Genomic DNA, 21,745 nt, shown 5'->3' on the forward strand with positions numbered 1-21,745 from the left:
GTGGATATCAGCTTTTCACCAGGTCGCCGAGCAGGCTCGCCGCAACCGTGAGCTTCGACAGGCTCAGCCCCGAGGCGACGATACCATCGACGGAGGAGCGGATACGCACCACCTCCCCGCCGCGATTCTGGCCCCAGAGCGTCACCGCTTCCGATCCCGTCACATCGCGGATATCGCCGGCGATCTCGGCGGTGAGCCGGCGATGGGCGAGGGCGACGCCGCTGATGGCGCGGTCGAGGGCGAGGCCGTCATAGTAATCCGAGATCGTCACCTCACGCCCCTGCGCCACGAGTGCGCTGAGCTTGAACGTGTCGTCAACCGCGAAATAGGTGCTCGCGATCTCGGAGATCGGGCGCCCGGTCTCCTCGGCGATCTGCACGATATCCGGTCCCGCGAAGAGGATCGGCAGGGCGGTCAGACGCTGGGCGAGATCGGGATCGACATCCTTGCCGGCAAGCGCGCGGGCATTGTCACGCCACAGTTTCAGCGAGGCTTCCGGCAGGGTCGTCTCAAGCGAATCGCGCAAGGCCGCGATGCCGTCGCGGAAACGCGTGATGATTGCTTCCAGCGGCTCGTTGCCGAAATCGACATGGCGGATGAACCAGGCAATCCGGTTGAGCGTCAGATCCTGCACCTGCGCGTAGAGCGAGAGCTGCAACTCACCCGCGATACGGTTGTCGCAGGAATCGAGCGCCTGGTTGAGCCCGATCGTGTCGAAGGTCTCGCGCACCGTGGCATAGGCCGCCGCGATGGTGGCGCCATCCGCGCCGGTCTCGTCGACGAGGCGGGCGATCACAGTGGCGCCGCCGCGATTGACGATGGCGTTGGACAATTGGGTGGCGATGATCTCGCGCCGCAGCCGATGATTCTCGATGGCATCGCCGAAGCGGTCTTGCATCACCTTGGGGAAGTAGCGTTGCAATTCCCGCCCCAGATAGGGGTCGTCCGGCACCGGACTGTCAAGCAGCCGGTCGTAGAGCGAGAGCTTGGCATAGGCCAGAAGCACCGCGAGTTCGGGCCGCGTCAGCCCCTCGCCGCGCAGGGCCCGCTCGGTGAGTGCGCCCTCGTCGGGCAGATATTCCACCGCCCGGTCGAGCCGCCCTTCATGCTCCATCATCTGCATCAGACGGCGCTGGAAGCCGATCTCCCGCGAGCCGCGCCGTTGCGAGAGCGACAGCGACAGGCTCTGCAGATAGTTGTTGCGCAGGACGAGCTGGCCGACCTCGTCGGTCATCTCCGCGAGGAACTTGTTGCGGCTGTCCTGCGAGAGCTGGCCGCTGCGCTCGGCCTCCGTCAGCGCGATCTTGATGTTGACCTCGACGTCGGAGGTGTTCACCCCGGCGGAATTGTCGATCGCATCGGTATTGACACGCACGCCCTTGTGCGCCGCCTCGATGCGCCCGAGCTGGGTGGCACCGAGATTGGCCCCCTCGCCGATCACCCGGGCACGCAACTGACTGCCGGTGACGCGGATCGAATCATTGGCGCGATCACCGACTTCGTCGTCGCTCTCGCTTTCGGCGCGGATATAGGTGCCGATACCGCCGAACCAGAGCAGATCCACCCGCATCGCGAGAATGGCGCGCATCACCTCCTGCGGGGTGGCGCGCTCCTTGTCGAGATCGAGGAGCTTGCGGATTTCCGGCGTCAGACTGATCGACTTCGCCTGCCGCGAAAACACGCCGCCGCCCTTCGAGATCAGCTTCTCGTCGTAATCGCGCCAGGTCGAGCGCGGCATGTCGAACAGCCGCTTGCGCTCTTCCCAGGAGCGGGCCGGGTCGGGATCGGGATCGATGAAGATGTCGCGGTGATCGAAGGCCGCGACGAGCTTGAGCGCACGCGAGAGCAGCATGCCGTTGCCGAAGACGTCACCCGACATGTCGCCGACGCCGGACACGGTGACGGGCTCGTTCTGGATGTCGATGTCGATCTCGCGGAAATGGCGCTTCACCGCCTCCCAGGCGCCCCGCGCGGTGATGCCCATCTTTTTATGATCATAGCCGTTCGAGCCCCCCGAGGCGAAGGCGTCGCCGAGCCAGTGGTTCTTGTCGAGCGAGATGGCATTGGCCGTATCGGAGAAGGTGGCGGTGCCCTTGTCGGCGGCGACGACGAGATAGGGGTCGTCGCCGTCATGGCGCAATGTATCCGCTGGCGGGATGGTTTCGCCATCGACGATGTTGTCGGTGAGCTGCAACAGGGTGCGGATGAAGATACGGTAGCTTTCCGTGCCCTCCTCCAGCCAGGCCTGACGGTCGGAGGGGGAGGGTAATTGCTTGGGCACGAAGCCACCCTTCGCGCCGACCGGCACGATCACCGCATTCTTGACCTGCTGCGCCTTGACGAGACCGAGCACCTCGGTGCGGAAATCCTGCGGGCGGTCCGACCAGCGCAAGCCCCCGCGCGCGACCTTGCCGTAGCGCAGATGCACACCCTCGACGCGGGGGCTGTAGACGAAGATCTCGAAGAGCGGACGCGGCAGTGGCAGGCCCTCGACGCGCGCGCAATCGAACTTGAAGGAGATGGTCGAGCGCGGATGGCCGTCCTCGCCGATCTGGAAATAGTTGGTGCGCAATCCCGCATCGATGAGATTGACGAAACGGCGCAGGATGCGGTCATCGTCGAGGCTCGCCACATCGGCGAGCGCCGCCTCGATTTTTTCGCGCGTCTTCGCCTGCGCCTCGTCAGGCGTGCGCTTTCTCGCGGCATGAGGGTCGAAGCGGGCATAGAAGTGATCGACGATCATCTCCGCGATCGCACCGTTGCGGGCCAGCGTATTGGCGATGTAATCCTGCGCATAGGCGATGCGCGCCTGACGCAGATAGCGCGCGAGCGCCCGGATCATGGCGACGTCGCGCCAGCCGAGCCCGGCCTCGAGCACGAGCTTGTTGAACCCGTCCGATTCGGCCAGCCCCCGGAACAGGGCCAGCAAGGCCGCCTCGATCGGGCGCTCGATCGCGGCGATGTCGAGATCGCCACCCGAGGCGCGCTCCAGGGTCATGTCGTGCAGCCAGACGCCCTGTTCCTCGCGCAGACCTGCGGGCGTGACGCGGTAGGTCCGCTCGTTGACCACCCGGAAACCGAGATTTTCGAGCAGTGGTACGCGCTCGGAGAGCGGGATGCTGGCGCCCCGGGAGAAGACCTTGAGATTGACCCGCGTGAGCGGATCACCTTCGCGCCGATACAGATCCACCGCGCGCGGGCGCTCATCCGAAAGACGCTCCAGCGAGCCGATATCGCGAATCGCGTCACGGGCATCGAACGCCTCGCGATAGGCGGCATTGAACGCATCCGCATAAGTATTGGCGAGCTGGCGCGCGCGGGCACCGCCGAGCTGGTCCATCAGCTCCTCGCGCAAGGCGTCGCCCCAGGTGCGCACGATGGCGCTGACGCCTTTTTCCAGCACCGCGCGATCGATCACCGGGGTCTCACCCTCGTCGCGCCCGATGATCACATGGGTGCGCGCGAGCATGCCTTCGGGATAGGCGGGGTAGGCCGCCGAGGGGCGCCCTTCGAACACGCCGGCGAGGAACTGGGTGACCCGGCGGCGGACATTGGTGTCGTAGCGATCCTTGGGGATGAAGACGAGTACGGAGACGAAGCGGTTGAAATTGTCCGGGCGCGCCAGAACGCGCACACGCGGGCGATCCGACAGGCTCATGATCTCCAGCGCGAAGGCGTAGAGCGTATCCTCCTCGACCTGGAAGAGTTCATCGCGCGGATAGCTCTCAAGCACGTTGAGCAGCGCGCGCCCGGCATGGCTTTTCGGATCGAACTCGGCCCGCTCGAGAATCTTCTGCACCTTCAGGCGCAGGAAGGGCACCGTGGCGGTGGAGCCGGTATAGGCGTTGGCCGTAAACAGCCCGATGACGCGCAATTCGCCTTCCAGCGTGCCGTCCGGTGAAAACAGCTTCACGCCGATGTAATCGAGATGCACGCGCCGGTGCACGCGCGATTTCACATTCGCCTTGGTGATGATCAGCGCGCGCGGCTTTTGCAGGAATTCGCGGATTTCCGGCGTCATGATCACGAGTTCGGAGCCGCGCCGCAGCACCTTCACCGACGGATCGCGCAGGATGCCCAGCCCCGAACCCTCGACCACATCCGCCGCCGCATCACCATCGGGAAAGCGATATTCGCGCACGCCCAGGATGGTGAAGTTGTCGTTGACGATCCAGTCGAGGAAAGCCAGCCCCTCTTCGGTTTCGTCCTGGGGCAGAGGTGGCGGGTTGTCGCGATAATCGCCGATCACGTCGATCAGCCGCGCGCGCATCTTGGACCAGTCCGCGACGGATACCGATACATCGGCATAGACGCGCTGCAGGCCGGCAATCAGGCGCTCTCGGGCCTCCGGCCTGTCGATCCGGTCGATATGGATGTGGATGAGACTCTCGCGCTGGATCGACGGCCTCGGCGCCAGCGTCGCCTCGCCTTCGAAGCCGACCAGCTCACCCTCGTCGTCGCGCTTCACGGCGAGGATCGGATGCGCGACGAGATGCGGCTCGTAACCCTGATCGGTGAGTTCGGAGAGCGTCGAGTCGAGCAGGAAGGGCATGTCGTCATTGACGACCTGCACCACGGTATATTCCCGGCGATGCTCCTCGGTGACCATCTCGAAATCCAGCAGGCGGATATCCCAGTGCCCGGGCCGGCGTGGCGCCATCAGATGCTCATGCGCCGAGGTCGCGAGCGAGGCCAGCGCATCGGGCGTATATTGCGCCAGATCCTCCACCGGCGCGCGTCCGAACAGGCAGGAGACCATGCCGGGCGGCGTGAGCCGGCGGCTCTTGTCAGCGAGGGCCTGGGAAGCTGCCGAGAGGGGATTGGCCGCGTCGCGCGTCATGATCTTGCGATCCTTCTTGCCTTTGTTACGCCGGCGCGTGAGGGTGATACGCCGTGGAACTCCGCTCGAACCGGAGTTCAGCCATTCCTACAACAAAAATTGCGGAGGAAGGACCATGGATTCGAAAAATGCGGGTCAAAACCCGGAAAAATCCGATGCAGCGCACAAAAAATCCGGTGAAATGCCCCCGCCGCAGGATCGCGACGACAGCGTTATGGCGCTCGACCTGCCGCCCGCGACGCTCGGGCCGGAGATGCAGGGCTATTTCGACAAATGCAACGAGAAGCTCGGATTCGTACCCAATGTGCTACGCGCCTATGCCCATGACGACACCAAGCTCGCGCTTTTCGCCGGTTTCTATAACGATCTGATGCTGGCACCCTCCGGGCTCTCCAAGCTCGAGCGGGAGATGATCGCGGTGGTCGTTTCCGGTCGCAATCACTGCTATTATTGCGTCACGGCTCACGGTGCCGCCGTGCGGCAATATTCCGGCGATTCGATCCTCGGCGAGCTGATGGCGGTGAATTACCGCGCCGCGAAACTCTCGCAGCGCCACCGCGCCATGCTGGACTTCGCCGACAAGCTGACCCGCGAGCCCTGGGCGATCGACGAACCCGATCGCGAATCACTGCGCGCAGCCGGGTTCAGCGAGCGCGACATCTGGGATATCGGCGCTGTTGCCGGATTCTTCAACATGTCGAACCGGATGGCATCCGCCGTCGATATGCGCCCCAATCCGGAATATCACGGCCAGTTCCGCTGACCCGGCCCGCTCCGCGCTGCGCCTCAGACGATCCGCCCTCGCGCGGCCACGGGTATCTCACCCACCACCTCGTCGCCGCGCACGGCGATGAGGCGGTCGACCATGTTGACCACGACGCAGACATGGTTGGGGATCACCCGCACGACATCGCCGATTGCCGGCTTGCGCGAGCTTGCCGAGAGATCGAGAAAGCCATGTTCCTCGGCAAAGCGCGCGATCCTGGCCTGGGGGAATTCGCGGATCAGGCCGTGCCCGTCGAGTCCGCCGATATCGGAGGTCAGCGTCTTGGAACCGGCATCGAGAATGCCGCGCTCGGGTCCCGCACGGCTGACCACCGTCGTATAGACATGCAGGGCGCAATCGGCGAGCTCGGCCGCGCCGCAGGCGAGCATCATCCGGTCGTTGAAGATATAGGTGCCCGCACGGTGCTCCGTGGTGCCGCGAATCCGCCCGAGATTGCTCAGATTCGGCGTGCCCCCGGTCGAGATGATCGAGGCCTCGAGGCCGAGCCCGCGGATGCCGGCGAGGGCTTCGTCGAGGAAGGCCTGCGTCTGCGCCACCGCGTCTTCGGGATTGTAGAGCATGAACCCGGCAAAGCGCAGCTGCGGGCTGGCCTTGATCCGCTCCGCCAGTGCAATCGCATCGGCCACGCTCTCGACGCCGGCGCGCTTGCGCCCGGTATCGCATTCGATGATCACTTCCAGCGGCTTGCCGGCGCGTTTGGCCGCCTCGGCATAGGCATCAACTGCCACCGGATTGTCGGCGGCGACGATGATGCGCGCGCGCGGGATCAGCGCCGCGAGCCGGGCGATCTTCTCCTCGCCGATCAGGTTATAGCTGATCAGGATGTCGTCGAAGCCGGCATCGGCCATGATCTCGGCTTCACCGAGTTTCTGACAGGTGATCCCCGCCGCGCCGGCTTCGCGCTGCATGGCGGCGAGTTCAGGGCTCTTGTGGGTCTTGATATGCGGGCGGTTTTCCAGCCCGCGCGCCTCGCAGGCCGCCTGCAGCCGCGCAATGTTGTGCGTGACGATGTCGAGATCGATGACCACGGCGGGCGTGCCGTAATCACGCGCGATGATGTCCTTGAGTGCGGCCATGCTGGTTTCCCCCGGTAGCACCTGCATTGACGTGCAGGATAACCGGTGAGGAGCTGGCATCAACGCCTACTCGACAATGAACCGGATGCTGAAATCTCCACCGGGCTCGATCGATTCTGGCTCGGCCCGGCAACCGATCCCCGCGCGCGAGGCCCGGGCACGCAGAACCGGCATCTGCCAGGGGCCGCCGGGATCGCGCAGACGCGACATGCCGAAATCGCATTCGCGTCCCGTACCATCCCCATAACGGAAGCCGCCGCCCTGGCTGTTGGGAAACGCCGTACGCAGCCGCCGGGTGATCGTCTCGCCGGGTGCGATCACGCGGGGCATGGCTGCATCAAGCCGCCCCTGAAATCCGCTGCCGGCGCGAAATTCCAGCGGCGCGCCATACCGGTTCTCGACGTTCAGGGTGATGATCTCCGCCAGCGCCGGACCGGCACCGAGCATGGCCACGGACGATGCGAGCGCCACCGCAAGCAGGCGCGAAGCCGGATTCAAACCGGCGCCCCCTTCTTCACCCGGGCGAGCGCCGCGCCGAACTCGCGGGCGAAGCTTTCACGCTCATGCGGGGAGAGATCGCGCGCGATCACGACGCGCTCGCCCCGCGAGACGAGGCAGATCTCCTGCAGGCCGAATTCGTCGTCCTCGCGCCGGTCGAGCTTCGTCCAGAGGGGGTTGAAGCGCTGCTCGAACTGCTCGCCGCGATGGCCGATGCGGCGCAAGAGCAGATCGATCGGCGTGAGAATCACCTCCTCCATGCGCCTGGCGGAGCGGAAGTTCAGATGGAAGGCGAGGAACAGAGCCGCGAGATCGATCCCGAAGAACCAGGCCACGGGCCAGGCGCCGAGCACGATGAAGGGGATGCTGGAGACGACTGTCGCGATGCAGCACAGGGTGAGCACCAGCCGCGTCGAATCGCGATCAAGCGAGCGATGCGGCGTGATCACCGCAGCGAAGACCGGCTCTTCCGGCGCTGTCTGCCCTGCCGGGCGCAGATCGGGGGATACCATGCGCACTACCTGTCCGAACATCTTGCCGCAAACAAGTTACCTATTATAACGCGTTACGGATCAGATTGAAGGGAGGGCGCCGGGTGACCCAGGCGAGACGAAAAGCCGCGCCCGCGCGCGAGACCGGATCGACCGCACCAAAAACCGCGTCGTCCGGATCCGCGTCTCCGAAACCGGTGGGGCCGAAAGCCCGCAAGGAAATCTTCGCCCGTCTGGCCAGGGCCAATCCCGAACCGCGCTCGGATCTCGAATACCGCGACCCCTATACATTGCTCGTCGCGGTGGTGCTTTCGGCCCAGGCGACGGATGCCGGCGTCAACAAGGCGACGCGCCGGCTGTTTGCGCGCGCCGACACACCGGAGGCGATGCTGGCTCTGGGTGAGGACGCGGTGCGCGAACAGATCCGCACCATCGGCCTGTATCGGGCCAAGGCGAAGAACGTGATCGCATTGTCGCGGATCCTGGTGGAACAATATGGCGGCGCCGTGCCGCCATCGCGCGCGGCGCTCGAAAAGCTGCCCGGTGTCGGCAAGAAGACGGCCGCCGTCGTGGTCAATATCGCCTTCGGCGAAGCCACCATTGCGGTGGACACCCATATTTTCCGTGTGGCGCACAGGATTCCGCTGGCATACGCCAAGACCGCCGACGCGATGGAAGCGGCGCTGACGCCGATCGTTCCCGCCCCCTATCGCCGCCACGCCCATCATTGGCTGATCCTGCACGGGCGCTATATCTGCAAGGCGCGCAAACCCGATTGCCCGCGCTGCCCGATCATCGATCTGTGCCGCTACCGCGACAAGACCCTGCCTTCCTGAACCCGCCTCCAGCGATCACAGCCGATAGCGGATCTGGTCGGTCCAGAAGCGCTCGAGGCGGTTCAGAGCCGTGTTGAGGCGCTCGAAATCCTCGTCCGAGATGCCGCCGATCGGCTGGATCGTGCGCGAGTGCTTTTCATAGAGCGAGCGCACCATGTCGTGAATGTCGCGCCCCTTCTCGGTCAGGCTGATGCGCACCGAGCGGCGGTCGACCCGCGAGCGGGCATGGTGCAGATAGCCCATCTCGACCAGTTTCTTGACGTTGTACGAGACGTTCGAGCCGAGATAATAGCCGCGCGTGCGCAATTCGCTCGCGGTCAGTTCCTTGTCGCCGATATTGTAGATGAGCAGCGCCTGGACGCTGTTGACATCGTCACGCCCGCGCCGCTCGAACTCGTCCTTGATGACGTCAAGCAGGCGGCGATGCAGGCGTTCCACGAGATGCAGCGCCTCCAGATATTGCGGCTTGATCTCCGTACCTTCCGCCTGCTCCACCGGATCCTTCAAAGCTTTCGCAAGATTGCTCATAACGCGCCTCACTGTTGTTGATGCCAGGCCATGGAGCCCGATCTGTTTCTGAGACGAACATAAGTTTCGCGGATGAAAACGAGTTTAAATAACAGGATGAATTTCAAGTTTACCTATTGTCGTGAATCAAATTTAAATGCGAAACCATCAGCGATTTCTCAAGCTGGGCCAGTGCTCGCAAGATATGTATTTGATTAACCTTTCCGGATTGGTAACTTCCATGCCGGAGAAAGATTGACGGTGGGGAACATGCAGGGCGCGAACACGCCTCCCGGCACTGGCCGTGACCTGCCTGGAGAGCGTGAATCCGGTTCAGATGAAACGCGTCAGAACGTAGCCGCTGACGAGAATATGCGCGAGCGTGATCGCCACCGATCCGCCATGCAGCCAGGCGAAGCGGCGCATGGCGCCGGCATCGCGGGCATTGTTGATCGCCGGCATCAGGGCCTGTCGCGTGGGGATGGTGCTCACCGCGACGAGCGCCATCAGCGTCGCACTCACCCCGTCCACAGGCACCAGCAGCAATGCTGCGAGCCCGGATACGACGATGACGAAAAAATAGAAATGCGGGAAAGCCTGGCGGATCAGCGTACCTGCCGCCTCCGCCGGCAAGGCCTTGAAGACGAAGGCGGCGAAACCGAACGCATAGAGCACCATGCCTCCGAACAGAAGCGCGACGACGATCAGGGCTGCCACCGACATCAATGCTCTCCTCCCCGCCACGGCGTGACTTCCACGCGCCTCTTGCGACCCGTGACATAGAGCAGGCACAATGAAAGTGTTGCAATGACGCGGCGGTTCAAAACGCCGCAGCCTTCAACGACGCCGCAGCAGCTTGCGCAGGCGCGGGCGGGCATAGAACAGGAAGATCACCGCGAGCACGGCGGCCAGGCCGTACCAGGTCAGGGCGTATTGCAGATGGTTGTTGGGCGGATCGAGCACGGTGGCCCCAGCCCGCGGCCAGTCCGGCGCGCCGGGATCGAATTCCGCATCGATATAGAACGGCGCGACCCCGGCGAGACCCCGCGCATCGGCCATCTGCGCGATATCGCGCACCATCCAGCGCTCGTCCTGCGGAATGTTCTCGGGCACGAACAGCCCCCGCTCCTCCGGCGCGCGCACGAGGCCGGTCAGGCGGGCCTCCCCTTCCGGAGGGGGCGCGGGGCGGGCGGCGGGATCGCGCATGGAGGTCGGTACGAAGCCGCGATTGACGAAGACCAGCGCACCCTCTGCAATTTCGAGCGGGGTCAGCAGATAGAAGCCCTGCACGGGATTACCGCGGGTGCTGGTCGGCATCAGCCCGTGCACGGCGACCTCTTCCCCATGCAGGAATCGCCCGGTCACGCTGACCCTGCGATACTCTTCCTCCTGCGGCACGTAATCGGCCCATTGCTCCGGCGGCAGGATTGCACCCGGCTCGCCATAGGCGCGCGCCTGCATCTGTGCGATCAGCCCTTCCTTCCAGGCGAGGCGCTCCATCTGCCAGTTGCCAAGATTGATCAGGATGACGAGCGAGATCACGGTAGCGATCGCGGCGGCGATCAGCGCGCGGTTCGACGGGCCGGAACGATGTGAGCCCGCAAACGCTCCCGGAGATGCGACCTGCGGATCAGGCATCGGTGTATTCACTTCTCGCGGCGCCCTTCCTCGGCGCGGTGGTGGTATTGCAGGGCAATCATCACCCCCTTGAGCGGGCGCGCGAGGACGAGCGCCAGCGCGATCGTCAATGAAAACCACATGACCAGATGCAGCCAGATCGGCGGCATGAAGGTGAATTCGACCCACATGGCGAGCCCCACCACGACGAAGCCGACGATGAACATGATGAACACGGCCGGCCCGTCAGCCGAATCGGCGAAATCGTAATCGAGCGCGCATTGCTCGCATGTCTTCTGAAGAGCGAGGAACCCGTCAAACATGTGCCCCTCGCCACAGCGGGGACACCGCCCATGCAGGCCGGCTGCGACGGGGGACGGTTCGTTTCCCGGTTGATACGCCATGATTGATCCTTGATGCGTCCTGGATATGTGACGACGCAGTCCCTGCTTGCGCCTCAAGCGAAAAGGGCGACCCGAAGGCCGCCCTTGATGTAGTGCGCTGAAGGCGCCGTGTCATCCCGGGATGCGCTCAACCGCCATAGCCCCAGACATAGATCGAGGCGAAGAGGAAGATCCAGACCACGTCGACGAAGTGCCAGTACCAGGCGGCAAACTCGAAGCCGAGATGCTGCTTCGGCGTGAAATGGCCGAGATAGACCCGCCAGAGGCAGACGGCGAGGAAGATCGTCCCGATGATGACATGCGCGCCGTGGAAGCCCGTCGCCATGAAGAAGGTCGCGCCGTAGATGTGGCCCGAGAAGCCGAAATAGGCGGTGATGTACTCATAGGCCTGAACAAAGCTGAAGGCCACGCCGAGCAGCACGGTCAGCCACAATCCCCACTTCACCGACTGACGGTCGTTCTCGATCATCGCGTGGTGGGCCCAGGTCACCGTGGTGCCGGACGTGAGCAGGATCAGCGTGCCGAAGAGCGGCAGATGCCAGGGGTTGAAGGTCTTGATCCCTTCCGGCGGCCAGACGCCGCCCGTGAGTTCAGCGCGCTGGAACTGGATCGCATCGGAGGGGAAGAGCGCAACGTCGAAATAGGCCCAGAACCACGCCACGAAGAACATCACTTCCGAGGCGATGAACATGATCATCCCGTAGCGATGGTGCAACTGCACCACGCGGGTGTGATCCCCCGCCTGCGCTTCCTTGACGACATCCACCCACCAGGCAGCCATGGTGTACAGCACACCAATGATACCAAGGCCGAAGACGAGACCGCCGATCTGGAGACCGGCAATCGGCATGTCGCGGATGAAGGCGATGAAGCCGACGGCGAGAATCAGCGCACTCAATGACCCGATGAACGGCCAGGGGCTGGGATCGACGAGATGGTAATCGTGTTTCTTGGCGTGGGCGTCGGCCATGTTCTTGTCTCCGGTGCCTTATCCGCGTTCCTTCGGATATCTATCGGCGTTTTCCAACTCTGGGAAGAAAAAATCAAGTCGCGCGATGCGCAAGCCCGATTTCATCACCCGTTTTCCCCGTCCGGCTTTCGCCGCGCAGATGCTTGGAGGCTCACTCGGTGGTGTCGAGCGCAGACGTCGTGATCGGATCACCACCCGCAGCCGGCCAATAGGTGTAGGACAACGTGATCGTGCGCATGCTCTCGAAGTCCGGATCCTCGACGATTGCGGGATCGACGTAGAAGACGACGGCCGAATCCATCTCCTCACCAGCCTGCAGGGTATTTTCCTCGAAGCAGAAACATTGCAGCTTGACGAAATACTGCGCCGCTTTCTCGGGCGAGACGTTGTAGGTCGCCATGCCGTCGACCGGTTGATCGGCCATGTTGGCGACGCGGTAGAACACGGTCTCGGTCTGGCCGATCTGCGTCTGCACGACGGAGCGCTCGGCGTCGAATTCCCAGGGAAGCGCCCGTGCCACGTTCGAATCGAACCGCACCCGCACTGTCTCTTCCAGCACTGTCCCGGCATCGGCGGTACCGACCATCGGCGTGCCGCCGAAGCCGGTCACGCGGCAGAACAGGTCGTAGAGCGGCACGGATGCATAGGCCAGCCCGACCATGCCGAACACGACGCCCAGGCAGGTGACCACCGTCTTGCGCATTGCCTGTTTCTGCGCGGGGCTGTGATTATGCTGTGTCATGACATCCCTGTACGAACATTGTCCGAGCGTGCCTGCGGCGGCCGATCACATCGGCCGATCGAGAACGCCAGGACCGAGTTTGGCGATGGTGACGACATAGAACAAGGCGACCAGAAGCCCCAGGGTCACGGCGAGCGCGATGGAGCGCGAGCGCCGGCGCCGACGGTCGACATCCGTCAGCCCCTGCGCGTCACGATCGGGTGCCCTGGGCTCGCCTTTGACCTGTTTATCCGGTGCAGCGTGAATCTCGCGAGCCTCATCCGGCTTGTGTTCAGCTTCTACCATATTCAGCCTCCCATCACCGGCATCATCAGCCCGAAGCCGTGCTCGGCGATCAGTACCGCGAACAGGCCGAACAGATAGACGATCGAGAATCCGAACAGCGACCAGCATGCTTTTGCCGCCGCATCGCCGTCACGCCGACGATAGACGCGCGCCGCCAGCAGCAGCATCCAGGCACCGGTCGCCACGGAGACGCCCAGATACAGCATCCCGCCGAAACCGCTCAGCGCGGGCAGAACACCCACAGGTGCGAGCAGGAGCGTGTAGAACAGGATCTGCCGACGGGTTTCATCCGGGCCACGCACATTGGGAAGCATCGGCACACCGGCGCGGGCGTAATCCCCCGATTTCACCAGGGCCAGCGCCCAGAAATGCGGCGGCGTCCAGATGAAGATGATGGCGAAGAGAATGACCGTATCGAGCGTCACCGCCCCGGTCACGGCCGCCTGTCCGATCATCGGGGGAAAGGCCCCCGCCGCACCGCCGATGACGATGTTCTGCGGTGTCCAGCGCTTCAGCCACATCGAATAGATCACGGCGTAGAAGAAGATGGTGAATGCCAGGAGCCCGGCAGCCAGCCAGTTCGCCACCAGCCCGAGGAACAGGACCGAGCCGACCGAGAGGGTCATCCCGAAAGCCAGAGCCTCGGAAGGCGTGATCTTGCCGGCGGGGATCGGTCGCTTGGCGGTGCGCGACATGACCGCGTCGATATCCGCATCGTACCACATGTTCAGGCAGCCGGAAGCGCCCGCCCCGACCGCGATCGCCAGCAGAGCCGCGAAGGCGAGCACCGGATGGATCGTGCCATGCGCCACGACCATGCCCGTCAGCGCGGTGAAGACGACAAGCGACATCACCCGGGGCTTCAGCAGGGCGATGAAGTCGCGGGCCTCGCCGCTGGAGACGACCACTGTCTCGTAGCCCTCACCGCCATAGCGGCTTTGCGCATGCGGTGCTGCGGATTGAATCGGATTCATCATGCCAGTCATACGCTTGCTCGGCCCGACCTGTCGAATGTGCAAATCAGAACGGGCGCACCCGTCCATAAGACAATGTCTCGCCCGGCGGCGAGACCGTCACGGAGCCTCGGCTCCTTCTCCCGCCCGCCCCGCGTGACGCGGAATCCGGGCGGGCGGGAGAAAGAGCCGGGCGGGAGTTTCCCGCCCGGTCTCGTGGTCAGTGTTTCGCTTCCGCAATCTTCGGCAGTTCGTTGAACTGGTGGAAGGGCGGCGGCGAGGACAGGGTCCATTCGAGCGTGGTCGCACCCTCGCCCCACGGATTGTCACCAGCCACGACCTTGTCGCGGAAGGCGATGTAGACGCCGTAGAGGAAGACAAAGATGCCGACGGCGAAGATGTAGGAACCCATCGAGGCGACGAAGTTCCAGCCGGCAAAGGCATCCGGATAATCCGCGTAGCGGCGCGGCATGCCGGCGAGCCCGAGGAAGTGCATCGGGAAGAACAGGATGTTCGAGCCGATGAACGCGATCCAGAAATGCAGTTTCCCGACCCATTCCGGCATCATGTAGCCCGACATCTTGGGGAACCAGTAATACATGCCGGCGAAGATGATGAACACGGCACCGAGCGAAAGCACATAGTGGAAATGCGCCACCACGTAGTAGGTGTCGTGCATGTAGCGGTCGATACCGGCATTGGCGAGGACCACACCCGTCACGCCACCGACGGTGAACAGGAAGATGAAGCCCACTGCCCAGTACATCGGCGCGGTAAAGCGGATCGATCCCCCCCACATCGTCGCGATCCAGGAGAAGATCTTGATGCCGGTCGGCACCGCGATCACCATCGTGGCGAAGACGAAATAGGCCTGCGTCTGCAGCGAGAGGCCGACCGTGTACATGTGGTGCGCCCAGACCACGAAACCGACCACACCGATCGCGACCATGGCATAGGCCATGCCGAGATAGCCGAAGATGGGCTTGCGCGAGAAGGTCGCAATGATGTGGCTGACGATGCCGAAGGCCGGAAGAATCATGATGTAGACTTCCGGATGCCCGAAGAACCAGAACAGGTGCTGGTACAGGACCGGATCACCGCCACCGGCAGGATCGAAGAAGGTCGTGCCGAAATTGCGGTCCGTCAGCAGCATCGTGATGGCGCCGGCGAGAACCGGCAGGGCCAGCAGCAGCAGGAAGGCGGTGACGAGCATCGCCCAGGCGAAGAGCGGCATCTTGTGCAGCGTCATGCCCGGAGCGCGCATGTTCAGGATCGTGGTGATGAAGTTGATCGCGCCGAGGATCGAAGCGGCACCGGCGAGGTGCAGCGACAGGATCGCGAAGTCCAGAGCCGGGCCGGGATGGCCGATCGTGGACAAGGGCGGATACACCGTCCAGCCGCCGCCGAAGCCGAGCGACCCGGGGGCGCCCTCGACGAACAGTGACATGATCAGCAGGCAGAAGGCCGCAACCGTCAGCCAGAACGAGATGTTGTTCATCCGCGGGAACGCCATGTCCGGCGCACCGATCATCAGCGGCACGAACCAGTTGCCGAACCCGCCGATCAGGGCCGGCATGACCAGGAAGAACACCATGATCAGCCCGTGACCGGTCACGACCACGTTGTACATCTGCGGATTGACGAACAGATCCGTCCCGGGGCTCTGCAGCTCGATCCGGATAAGGATCGATAACAGACCACCCACCACCCCCGCCATGAAGGCGAAGATCAGGTACATCGTGCCGATGTCCTTGTGGTTCGTCGAATAGATCCAGCGACGCCATCCGGTAGGATGGTCGTCCGCATGACCCGGCGCATTGGTGGCGACACTTGCCATGATGAATAGCCCTCTTGCAGCCTCTTCAGCGATGAATCGCTGCCACGTTTCTCAAACTATGGCGATCACCCGCGACCGCCCCGGCGACCGAACGACGCGCCACGTGACACCGCAGCCCGCCACCGGCCCGGCGCCGCCCGCGCGACGCCCGCATGGTGTCAATCCGACGATGCCACCCGGCGCTCGTCATCGACCGAGGCGAACATGGCGCGCGCCTCGTCCAGCCATTCGGCATAGGCCTCGTCACTGACCACCCGCACCGCGATCGGCATGAAGGCATGGCCCGAACCGCACAATTCGGAGCACTGCCCGTAATAGATGCCCTCACGCTCGGCGCGGAACCAGGTTTCGTTCAGCCGCCCCGGCACTGCATCGGTCTTGATGCCGAAAGACGGCATCGCAAACGAATGAAGCACACCCTGCGCTGTCACCTGCACGGCCACATTGGCCCCGACCGGCACGACCATCGCATTATCGACAGCGAGCAGATAGGGCTGGCCGGAAGCCTCGGCCTCTTCGCGCTCGAGCATGGCGGAAATGAAGGAGAAGCCACCCTGATCTTCCGGATACTCGTATTCCCAATACCAGGAATGTCCGGTCGCCTTGACCACCACATCCGGCTCCGGAATGATCAGCTGATCGCGCAGAAGCCGGAAGGACGGGACGGCGATCGCAACGAGGATCAGGATCGGAATCACCGTCCAGGCCACCTCGAGCATGGTGTTGTGCGAGGTGCGCGAAGGATTTGGATTTTTCTTCTCGCTGAAGCGGAAGATGCAGATCAGCAGCAGCGCACCGACGAAGACAGTGATGAGCGTGATAATCCACAGCAGACCATTGTGGAAGCTGACCATGCTCTGCGCCACGTCGCTCTGCGGCGGCATCATGCCCATCTGCCACGGTTGCGGCTGGTTGATGACTTCGGCTGCGGCCGGTACCGCCGCCGCCAGCGCGGCCATGCCTGCCGCGGCGCCCGTCACGAGGCGCGGCATTGCGCGACGCAGGCGCGTTTCCCGGGATCCGGTCTGTTCCATTGGCATCGTTCTCTCGAAGCTCCGTTTCGATTCTTCGCTCGGTGGACGGCACCCCCAGCGCCATCGCGACCTTCCGCCCGTCCCGCGACCCCGGAACGATTCCGGCGGGCTTAGCAAGACCCCGCCGGAAAAGCGAGCCCTTACAGCCACGACTTCCACATTGATACAAGTCAAAACCACAATGTCGCCATGAGTGCAATGTCATCGTGGTCGCACGTGCCGGGGCGTCCGCAACCTGTTGCGGGCGGAGCGCACTCACCCGACCCGGGCCCCGCAGCGGCAAAATTCGTCGCCGGACGGCCTGCAGCGCGCGCAAACGTCGAATTATGCTTGAAAAGATGCTTGGCGACCCGCCCAAACTGCGACAAAATGCGCAGGGGTCGCGGATTGGAGCCGGATCGCCTCTGCCTGCCGCGCGGCCAGCGTGAAATGCCGGAAACGGCTGGTGGATGCGCCTTGACAAGCTCGCGCCGTCGCGTGATCCCGTCCTGCGGCCCGGCGCTGTCTGCGCCGAATCGCACAGATGTCCGCGTCCATCGGAGTGGTGATGTCCTTTCAGTTCCAAGCATCGAGCGACAAGTCCCGGCGGCATGCGCTCATCGTCGTCTTCGCCCTCGCGCTCACACTCGCGCTGACCCTGACGGTGAACCGGGCCGCAGCGCAGGGTGCGGTGCGCGATGTCTTCGGCGATTGGCAGAAGCGCTGCGAGACGCCTGCCGGCGCGACCGAGGAGCAATGCGCCATCGTCCAGAATGTTGCGGCAGAGGACCGTCCCAATCTGACGCTGCTCGTGATCGTGCTGCCAACAGCGGATGACGAGAGCATGCTGCTGCGGGTGGTCGCGCCTCTGGGCGTGCTCCTGCCTGCGGGTCTCGGCCTGCTGATCGACGAGGAGGATGTGGGGCGTGCCGGCTTCGTGCGCTGTCTGGCCACCGGCTGCGTCGCCGAGGTGGTGATGGACGAAACCCTGATCGGCCAGTTGCGCAGCGGAGAAGAGGCCACGTTCATCGTCTTCCAGACGCCGGAAGAGGGTATCGGCATCCCGGTCTCCCTCGACGGATTCGCGGATGGATTCGACAGTCTGGAGTGACGGCGTTTATCAATGCGCAGAGATCGGGTATCCGATCGGGGGCCGCACCATCTGCGGCATGAGGAAGCGGGAGTGAACATGCTGGCCCAGTTCGGACGCCTGACGACGGTCGCCTTCGTCATATCGACCCTCGCCGCCTGCACGGCCCTGCCCGGCGGCTCGGGCTCGCCCGGAGCAGAGGCGGGCGCAGCTTCCACGGACGGCGTGATCAGGTCCGAGGAAGGCACGCCGCTCTCGAATCTCGTGCGCTTCGGCTCGACAACGGCACCGGAGCTCGTGCCCGATATTCCGGAATTCGCCCCCTGCCCGCAGGTTGACGTCATTACCGGTGGCGCCGCGATCCGCAATTTCGCCGGAGCCGAATCGAACCAGAACCTGCGTTCACAGATCTCCATCGCCAATCTGGCGCGTGAATGCGTCGTCTCTTCCGACGGCCAGGAATTCATCATCACCCTCGGCGTCGAAGGCCGTGCCCTGCTCGGCCCCCGCGGTGGACCCGGACGCTACGATGCGCCACTTCGCATCGTTCTGCGCAACAACAGCGAGACTTTCGAGGATCGCCGCGTCCAGGCATCCGCGACCGTGGAGCAGGGAGCGAGTTCGGGCACCTTCACTCTGGTCGAGGACAATCTGACGGTTCCGGCGCGGGTGGGCTCGAATTACATCATCGAAGCGGGCCTCGTCTCCGGTCGGCGCTGATGGGCGGTGAAGGAAGGCATCGCCCGCGCCTTGATTCGGGCGTGTTGTGCCGCTTTGCTGAACGCTTCCGCGTGCCGGGTGGCGGTCCTGGCATCGCCCCGGGCGCGGAAACCGGCCTGACCGCCTCCTCCCGGCCCGTTCCGCCGCACCAGACGAAAGTAGCCCAGCGTTGTCCGTAATCCGCCACAGCCTCGCCCTGGCCCTGACCCTCGCCGTCCTGATCATCGGTCTCGGCGCGCCGGTTCATGCGGTCGATGCGGTGCGGGTGGATCGCGCCACCACGGCGATCGATCTGACGGATGCGATCGAGCATTATCGCTCCGATGGCGACATCATCCAGATCTCGACCGCGCCGGGGCCCGACGGCATCGTGCGCCGCATCGCGGTGACCGCGCGCGAAGCCGGGTTGCGGCCTGACTGGATCGTCTTCGCACTCACCAATGAAAGCTCCGAACAGCTCGAAAGGTTGCTGGTCGCACCGCATTTCCGGCTGGTGGATTCCGGTGTGGTCTGGCCCGATCTCGGCTCCTCGCGCATCGCCGCGATTACTGCCAGCCAGGGTATCCGGCCGGATCGGGAGGTCTCCACCGAGGCGGATGTCTTCCGCATTACCCTCGATCCGGGCGCGACCGTCACCTATGTTGGCGAACTGCGCGCAGCCCAGGTGCCCCAGCTGCATCTGTGGGAGCCTGATGCCTATCGCGCCAAGATATCCGGGCTGACGCTCTACAAGGGCATCATCATCGGGATTGCCGGGCTGCTCGCCCTGTTCCTGACCGTTGTCTTCGTGGTCAAGGGCGCCGTGATCTTCCCCGCTGCCGCCGCGATCGCCTGGGCGGTGCTGGCCTATGCGGGAATCGATTTCGGCTTCTTCCAGCGCGTCTTTCCCGTGGAGGAGCCGGCCGAGCGGATCTACCGCGCCGCCGCCGAGGCGATCCTCGCCGCGACCTTGCTCGTCTTCCTCTTCGCCTATCTCAATCTCAACCGATGGCATGTCCGCTACGGCTACGTCACGCTTTTCTGGCTCGCCTTCCTCGCCGCGCTTGTCGGTCTCGCCGTGATCGATCCGCCTGTCGCGGCGGGGGTGGCGCGGGTCTCGATCGCGGCCGTTGCCGGGATCGGTTTCCTGCTGGTGCTGCATCTCGCCACACTCGGCTATGACCGGGCGGTGATGCTGATCCCGACCTGGCTCCTGCTGATCGCCTGGGTCACGGCGGCCGGCTTTACCGTGACGGGCTATCTCACCGGGGATCTCGTCTCGCAGGCGCTGATCGGCGGACTGGTCCTGATCGTCATGCTGATCGGCTTCACCGTGATGCAGCACGCCTTTGCCGGCGGCGCCTTCGCGCAGGGGCTGGTGAGTGATTCGGAGCGGCGGGCGCTGGCGCTCTCCGGCGCCGGCGATATCGTCTTCGACTGGGACGTGCTGTCCGACCGCGTCTTCGTCAGCCCCGAGATCGAGGACCAGCTTTCGCTCAGGCGCGGTGCGTTGCAGGGATCGGTGGCGAACTGGCTCGACCTGGTCCATCCCTTCGACCGGGATCGCTACCGCACCGCGCTCGATGCGGTGATCGAGCAGAAACGCGGTCGCATCTCGCAGGAATTTCGTCTGCGCTCGGGGCAGGGGCCCTATCACTGGCTGCGCCTGCGTGCACGCCCGGTCATCGGCAGTGACGGCGAGGTGATCCGCGTGGTCGGCACCATCGCCGACGTGACCGATACACGCACCGCCCAGGAGCGGCTGTTGCATGATGCGGTGCACGACAATCTCACCGGCCTGCCCAACAGATGCCTCTTTGATGATCGCCTGCGTGCCGCCCTCATCCTGGCCTCGCAGGATGCGCGGCATTCGCCGACGGTGATCGTCATCGACATTGATCGCTTCAAGCAGGTCAACGAGGAAGCGGGACTCTCCGCCGGCGATGCCATCCTGCTCACATTGTCGCGGCGCCTGTCGCGGCTGCTGCGCCCGCAGGACACCCTCGCGCGCCTCAATGGCGACCGCTTCGGCGTGATCCTGCTCAGCGAGCGCGATCCCGATCGCATCATGGGCTTCGCCGATGCCGTCCGGCGCAGCCTCGCCACACCCGTCACCTATGCCGAACGCGAGATCTTCTTCACCGCCTCGATCGGCGTCGCGCTTTATGACGCCCAGACGCTGAAGCCCGATGCCATGCTCGACAATGCCGATCTCGCCATGACCGAGGCCAAGCGCCTGGGCGGCGACCGTACCCATGTCTATCGCCCCACCCTGCGCAGCGTGCAGACAGAGGATCTGCCGCTCGCCGCCGATCTCGCTCGGGCGCTGGAGCAGAACGAGATCCGCGCCCTGTTCCAGCCCATCGTGCGGCTCGATGACCGCACCATCGCCGGGTTCGAGACGGTTCTGCGCTGGGATCACCCCAAGCGTGGGCGCATCGCCGATGACGTCTTCGCCGCGATCGCGCAGGAAAGTGGAGCAGCGGGCGACCTCGTCGCTTTCGCCATGGAACGGGCGGCCGAGGAGTTGAATTTCTGGCAGGGGGCCCTGGATGTCGATCCGCCCATCTTCGTCAACACGCCGATCCTGTCGCCGGAATTGATGCGCCACGAACTGCTTTCGGACGTAAAGAACGTGCTCTCCCGCGCGCGCGTCGCGCCGCGCAGCCTGCGTCTCGCCTTTCCGGAGCGCATGGTGATGGAGAATCCGGAATATGCCGCGCAGCTCTTCCTGCGTCTGCGCGATCTCGGCGCCGGCATGACGCTGGACGGGTTCGGCGCCGGCTATTGCGCGCTCGCCTATCTCGAGCGCCTGCCGCTCGAAATGATGCGGCTTGATCGCAGCCTCATGCGCGAGCGGCCCTCGGGCGAGCGCTCGGCCCTGCTCTCGCCGGTCATCCGCATGGCGCAGGATCTCGGGCTCGAAGTCGTCGCGGATCTGGTCGAGACCGAGTCGGATGCCGTCGAGCTTTCACAGCTCGGCTGCGATTACGCACAGGGCTATCTCTTCGGTGAGCCGCTGACGCCCGCCCAGGCCCGCCAGATCATCGTCGGCACGAGCGAGGCGGCCTGAGTCGTTTACCCACAGCTTGCGGCTTGC

19 protein-coding genes are annotated in these 21,745 nt (G+C 64.3%); 5 read left to right on the forward strand and 14 right to left on the reverse strand.

All coding sequences use genetic code 11. From position 1 onward, the window contains the following. Positions 1-7: 7 nt before the first annotated feature. Complete coding sequence (locus GA0071312_RS17870; protein ID WP_074446395.1) at positions 8-4,840, reverse strand: NAD-glutamate dehydrogenase; 4,833 nt, start codon at positions 4,838-4,840, stop codon at positions 8-10. Positions 4,841-5,021: 181 nt separating this feature from the next. Here GA0071312_RS17870 and GA0071312_RS17875 point away from each other — a divergent pair, with 181 nt between their 5' ends. Further along, complete coding sequence (locus GA0071312_RS17875) at positions 5,022-5,603, forward strand: peroxidase-related enzyme (protein ID WP_420819979.1); 582 nt, start codon at positions 5,022-5,024, stop codon at positions 5,601-5,603. A 23-nt stretch (positions 5,604-5,626) separates the two neighbouring features. Here GA0071312_RS17875 and GA0071312_RS17880 read toward each other — a convergent pair whose 3' ends face one another. The 3 genes from GA0071312_RS17880 to GA0071312_RS17890 all read right to left on the reverse strand — a co-directional run bounded on the left by GA0071312_RS17880 (position 5,627) and on the right by GA0071312_RS17890 (position 7,734). Beyond that, on the reverse strand, positions 5,627-6,703 hold the full coding sequence (locus GA0071312_RS17880; RefSeq protein WP_083204770.1) for a D-TA family PLP-dependent enzyme: 1,077 nt from the start codon (positions 6,701-6,703) through the stop codon (positions 5,627-5,629). Between the two features lie 66 nt (positions 6,704-6,769). Further along, entirely contained in the window at positions 6,770-7,201 is a 432-nt protein-coding gene (locus tag GA0071312_RS17885) for a hypothetical protein (RefSeq protein WP_074446398.1), read from the reverse strand. Next, on the reverse strand, positions 7,198-7,734 hold the full coding sequence (locus tag GA0071312_RS17890; protein ID WP_338056879.1) for a DUF2244 domain-containing protein: 537 nt from the start codon (positions 7,732-7,734) through the stop codon (positions 7,198-7,200). Before GA0071312_RS17890 ends, GA0071312_RS17885 begins: the two co-directional genes overlap by 4 nt. Before the next feature lie 155 nt (positions 7,735-7,889). Between GA0071312_RS17890 and nth the strand changes: the two genes are divergently transcribed. Next, positions 7,890-8,528, forward strand: coding sequence for an endonuclease III (gene nth, locus GA0071312_RS17895; protein WP_238947327.1), 639 nt, complete (start codon positions 7,890-7,892; stop codon positions 8,526-8,528). Positions 8,529-8,543: 15 nt separating this feature from the next. Here the strand turns inward: nth and ldtR are convergent, their stop codons facing one another. The 10 genes from ldtR to coxB form a co-directional block, all read right to left on the reverse strand. Then, a complete protein-coding gene (ldtR, locus tag GA0071312_RS17900) occupies positions 8,544-9,056 on the reverse strand; it encodes a transcriptional regulator LdtR (protein ID WP_074446401.1) in 513 nt (170 codons plus the stop codon). 312 nt (positions 9,057-9,368) lie between these two features. Continuing rightward, positions 9,369-9,761 (reverse strand): DUF4149 domain-containing protein, encoded by a 393-nt coding sequence (locus tag GA0071312_RS17905; RefSeq protein ID WP_074446402.1) that lies wholly within the window; start codon positions 9,759-9,761, stop codon positions 9,369-9,371. Between the two features lie 111 nt (positions 9,762-9,872). Continuing rightward, a complete protein-coding gene (locus GA0071312_RS17910) occupies positions 9,873-10,673 on the reverse strand; it encodes an SURF1 family protein (RefSeq protein ID WP_074446403.1) in 801 nt (266 codons plus the stop codon). A gap of 8 nt (positions 10,674-10,681) precedes the next feature. Further along, positions 10,682-10,975 carry a DUF983 domain-containing protein gene (locus GA0071312_RS17915; protein WP_338056880.1) on the reverse strand — a complete coding sequence of 98 codons (294 nt, stop codon included), beginning with the start codon at positions 10,973-10,975 and terminating at the stop codon, positions 10,682-10,684. Positions 10,976-11,183: 208 nt separating this feature from the next. After that, complete coding sequence (locus tag GA0071312_RS17920; RefSeq protein WP_074446405.1) at positions 11,184-12,026, reverse strand: cytochrome c oxidase subunit 3; 843 nt, start codon at positions 12,024-12,026, stop codon at positions 11,184-11,186. A 151-nt stretch (positions 12,027-12,177) separates the two neighbouring features. Further along, entirely contained in the window at positions 12,178-12,768 is a 591-nt protein-coding gene (locus GA0071312_RS17925) for a cytochrome c oxidase assembly protein (protein WP_074446406.1), read from the reverse strand. A gap of 45 nt (positions 12,769-12,813) precedes the next feature. Further along, a complete protein-coding gene (locus GA0071312_RS17930; protein ID WP_074446407.1) occupies positions 12,814-13,053 on the reverse strand; it encodes a hypothetical protein in 240 nt (79 codons plus the stop codon). Positions 13,054-13,055: 2 nt separating this feature from the next. Next, positions 13,056-14,039, reverse strand: coding sequence for a heme o synthase (locus GA0071312_RS17935; RefSeq protein WP_083204733.1), 984 nt, complete (start codon positions 14,037-14,039; stop codon positions 13,056-13,058). Between the two features lie 187 nt (positions 14,040-14,226). After that, positions 14,227-15,843, reverse strand: a complete 1,617-nt coding sequence (gene ctaD, locus GA0071312_RS17940) for a cytochrome c oxidase subunit I (protein WP_074446408.1) — start codon at positions 15,841-15,843, stop codon at positions 14,227-14,229. Between the two features lie 158 nt (positions 15,844-16,001). Next, positions 16,002-16,877, reverse strand: coding sequence for a cytochrome c oxidase subunit II (coxB, locus tag GA0071312_RS17945; RefSeq protein WP_074446409.1), 876 nt, complete (start codon positions 16,875-16,877; stop codon positions 16,002-16,004). A gap of 547 nt (positions 16,878-17,424) precedes the next feature. Between coxB and GA0071312_RS17950 the strand changes: the two genes are divergently transcribed. From GA0071312_RS17950 to GA0071312_RS17960, 3 genes are all read left to right on the forward strand, one after another. Next, on the forward strand, positions 17,425-17,967 hold the full coding sequence (locus GA0071312_RS17950; RefSeq protein ID WP_083204734.1) for an invasion associated locus B family protein: 543 nt from the start codon (positions 17,425-17,427) through the stop codon (positions 17,965-17,967). Positions 17,968-18,045: 78 nt separating this feature from the next. Continuing rightward, the gene (locus GA0071312_RS17955; RefSeq protein WP_131817865.1) at positions 18,046-18,666 is read left to right on the forward strand and encodes a hypothetical protein; all 621 of its coding nucleotides are present in this window, start codon (positions 18,046-18,048) and stop codon (positions 18,664-18,666) included. Positions 18,667-18,844: 178 nt separating this feature from the next. Then, a complete protein-coding gene (locus GA0071312_RS17960; protein ID WP_074446588.1) occupies positions 18,845-21,718 on the forward strand; it encodes an EAL domain-containing protein in 2,874 nt (957 codons plus the stop codon). Positions 21,719-21,745: the final 27 nt, after the last annotated feature.

The sequence above is a fragment of the Saliniramus fredricksonii genome (assembly GCF_900094735.1).
GTDB lineage: Bacteria > Pseudomonadota > Alphaproteobacteria > Rhizobiales > Beijerinckiaceae > Saliniramus > Saliniramus fredricksonii.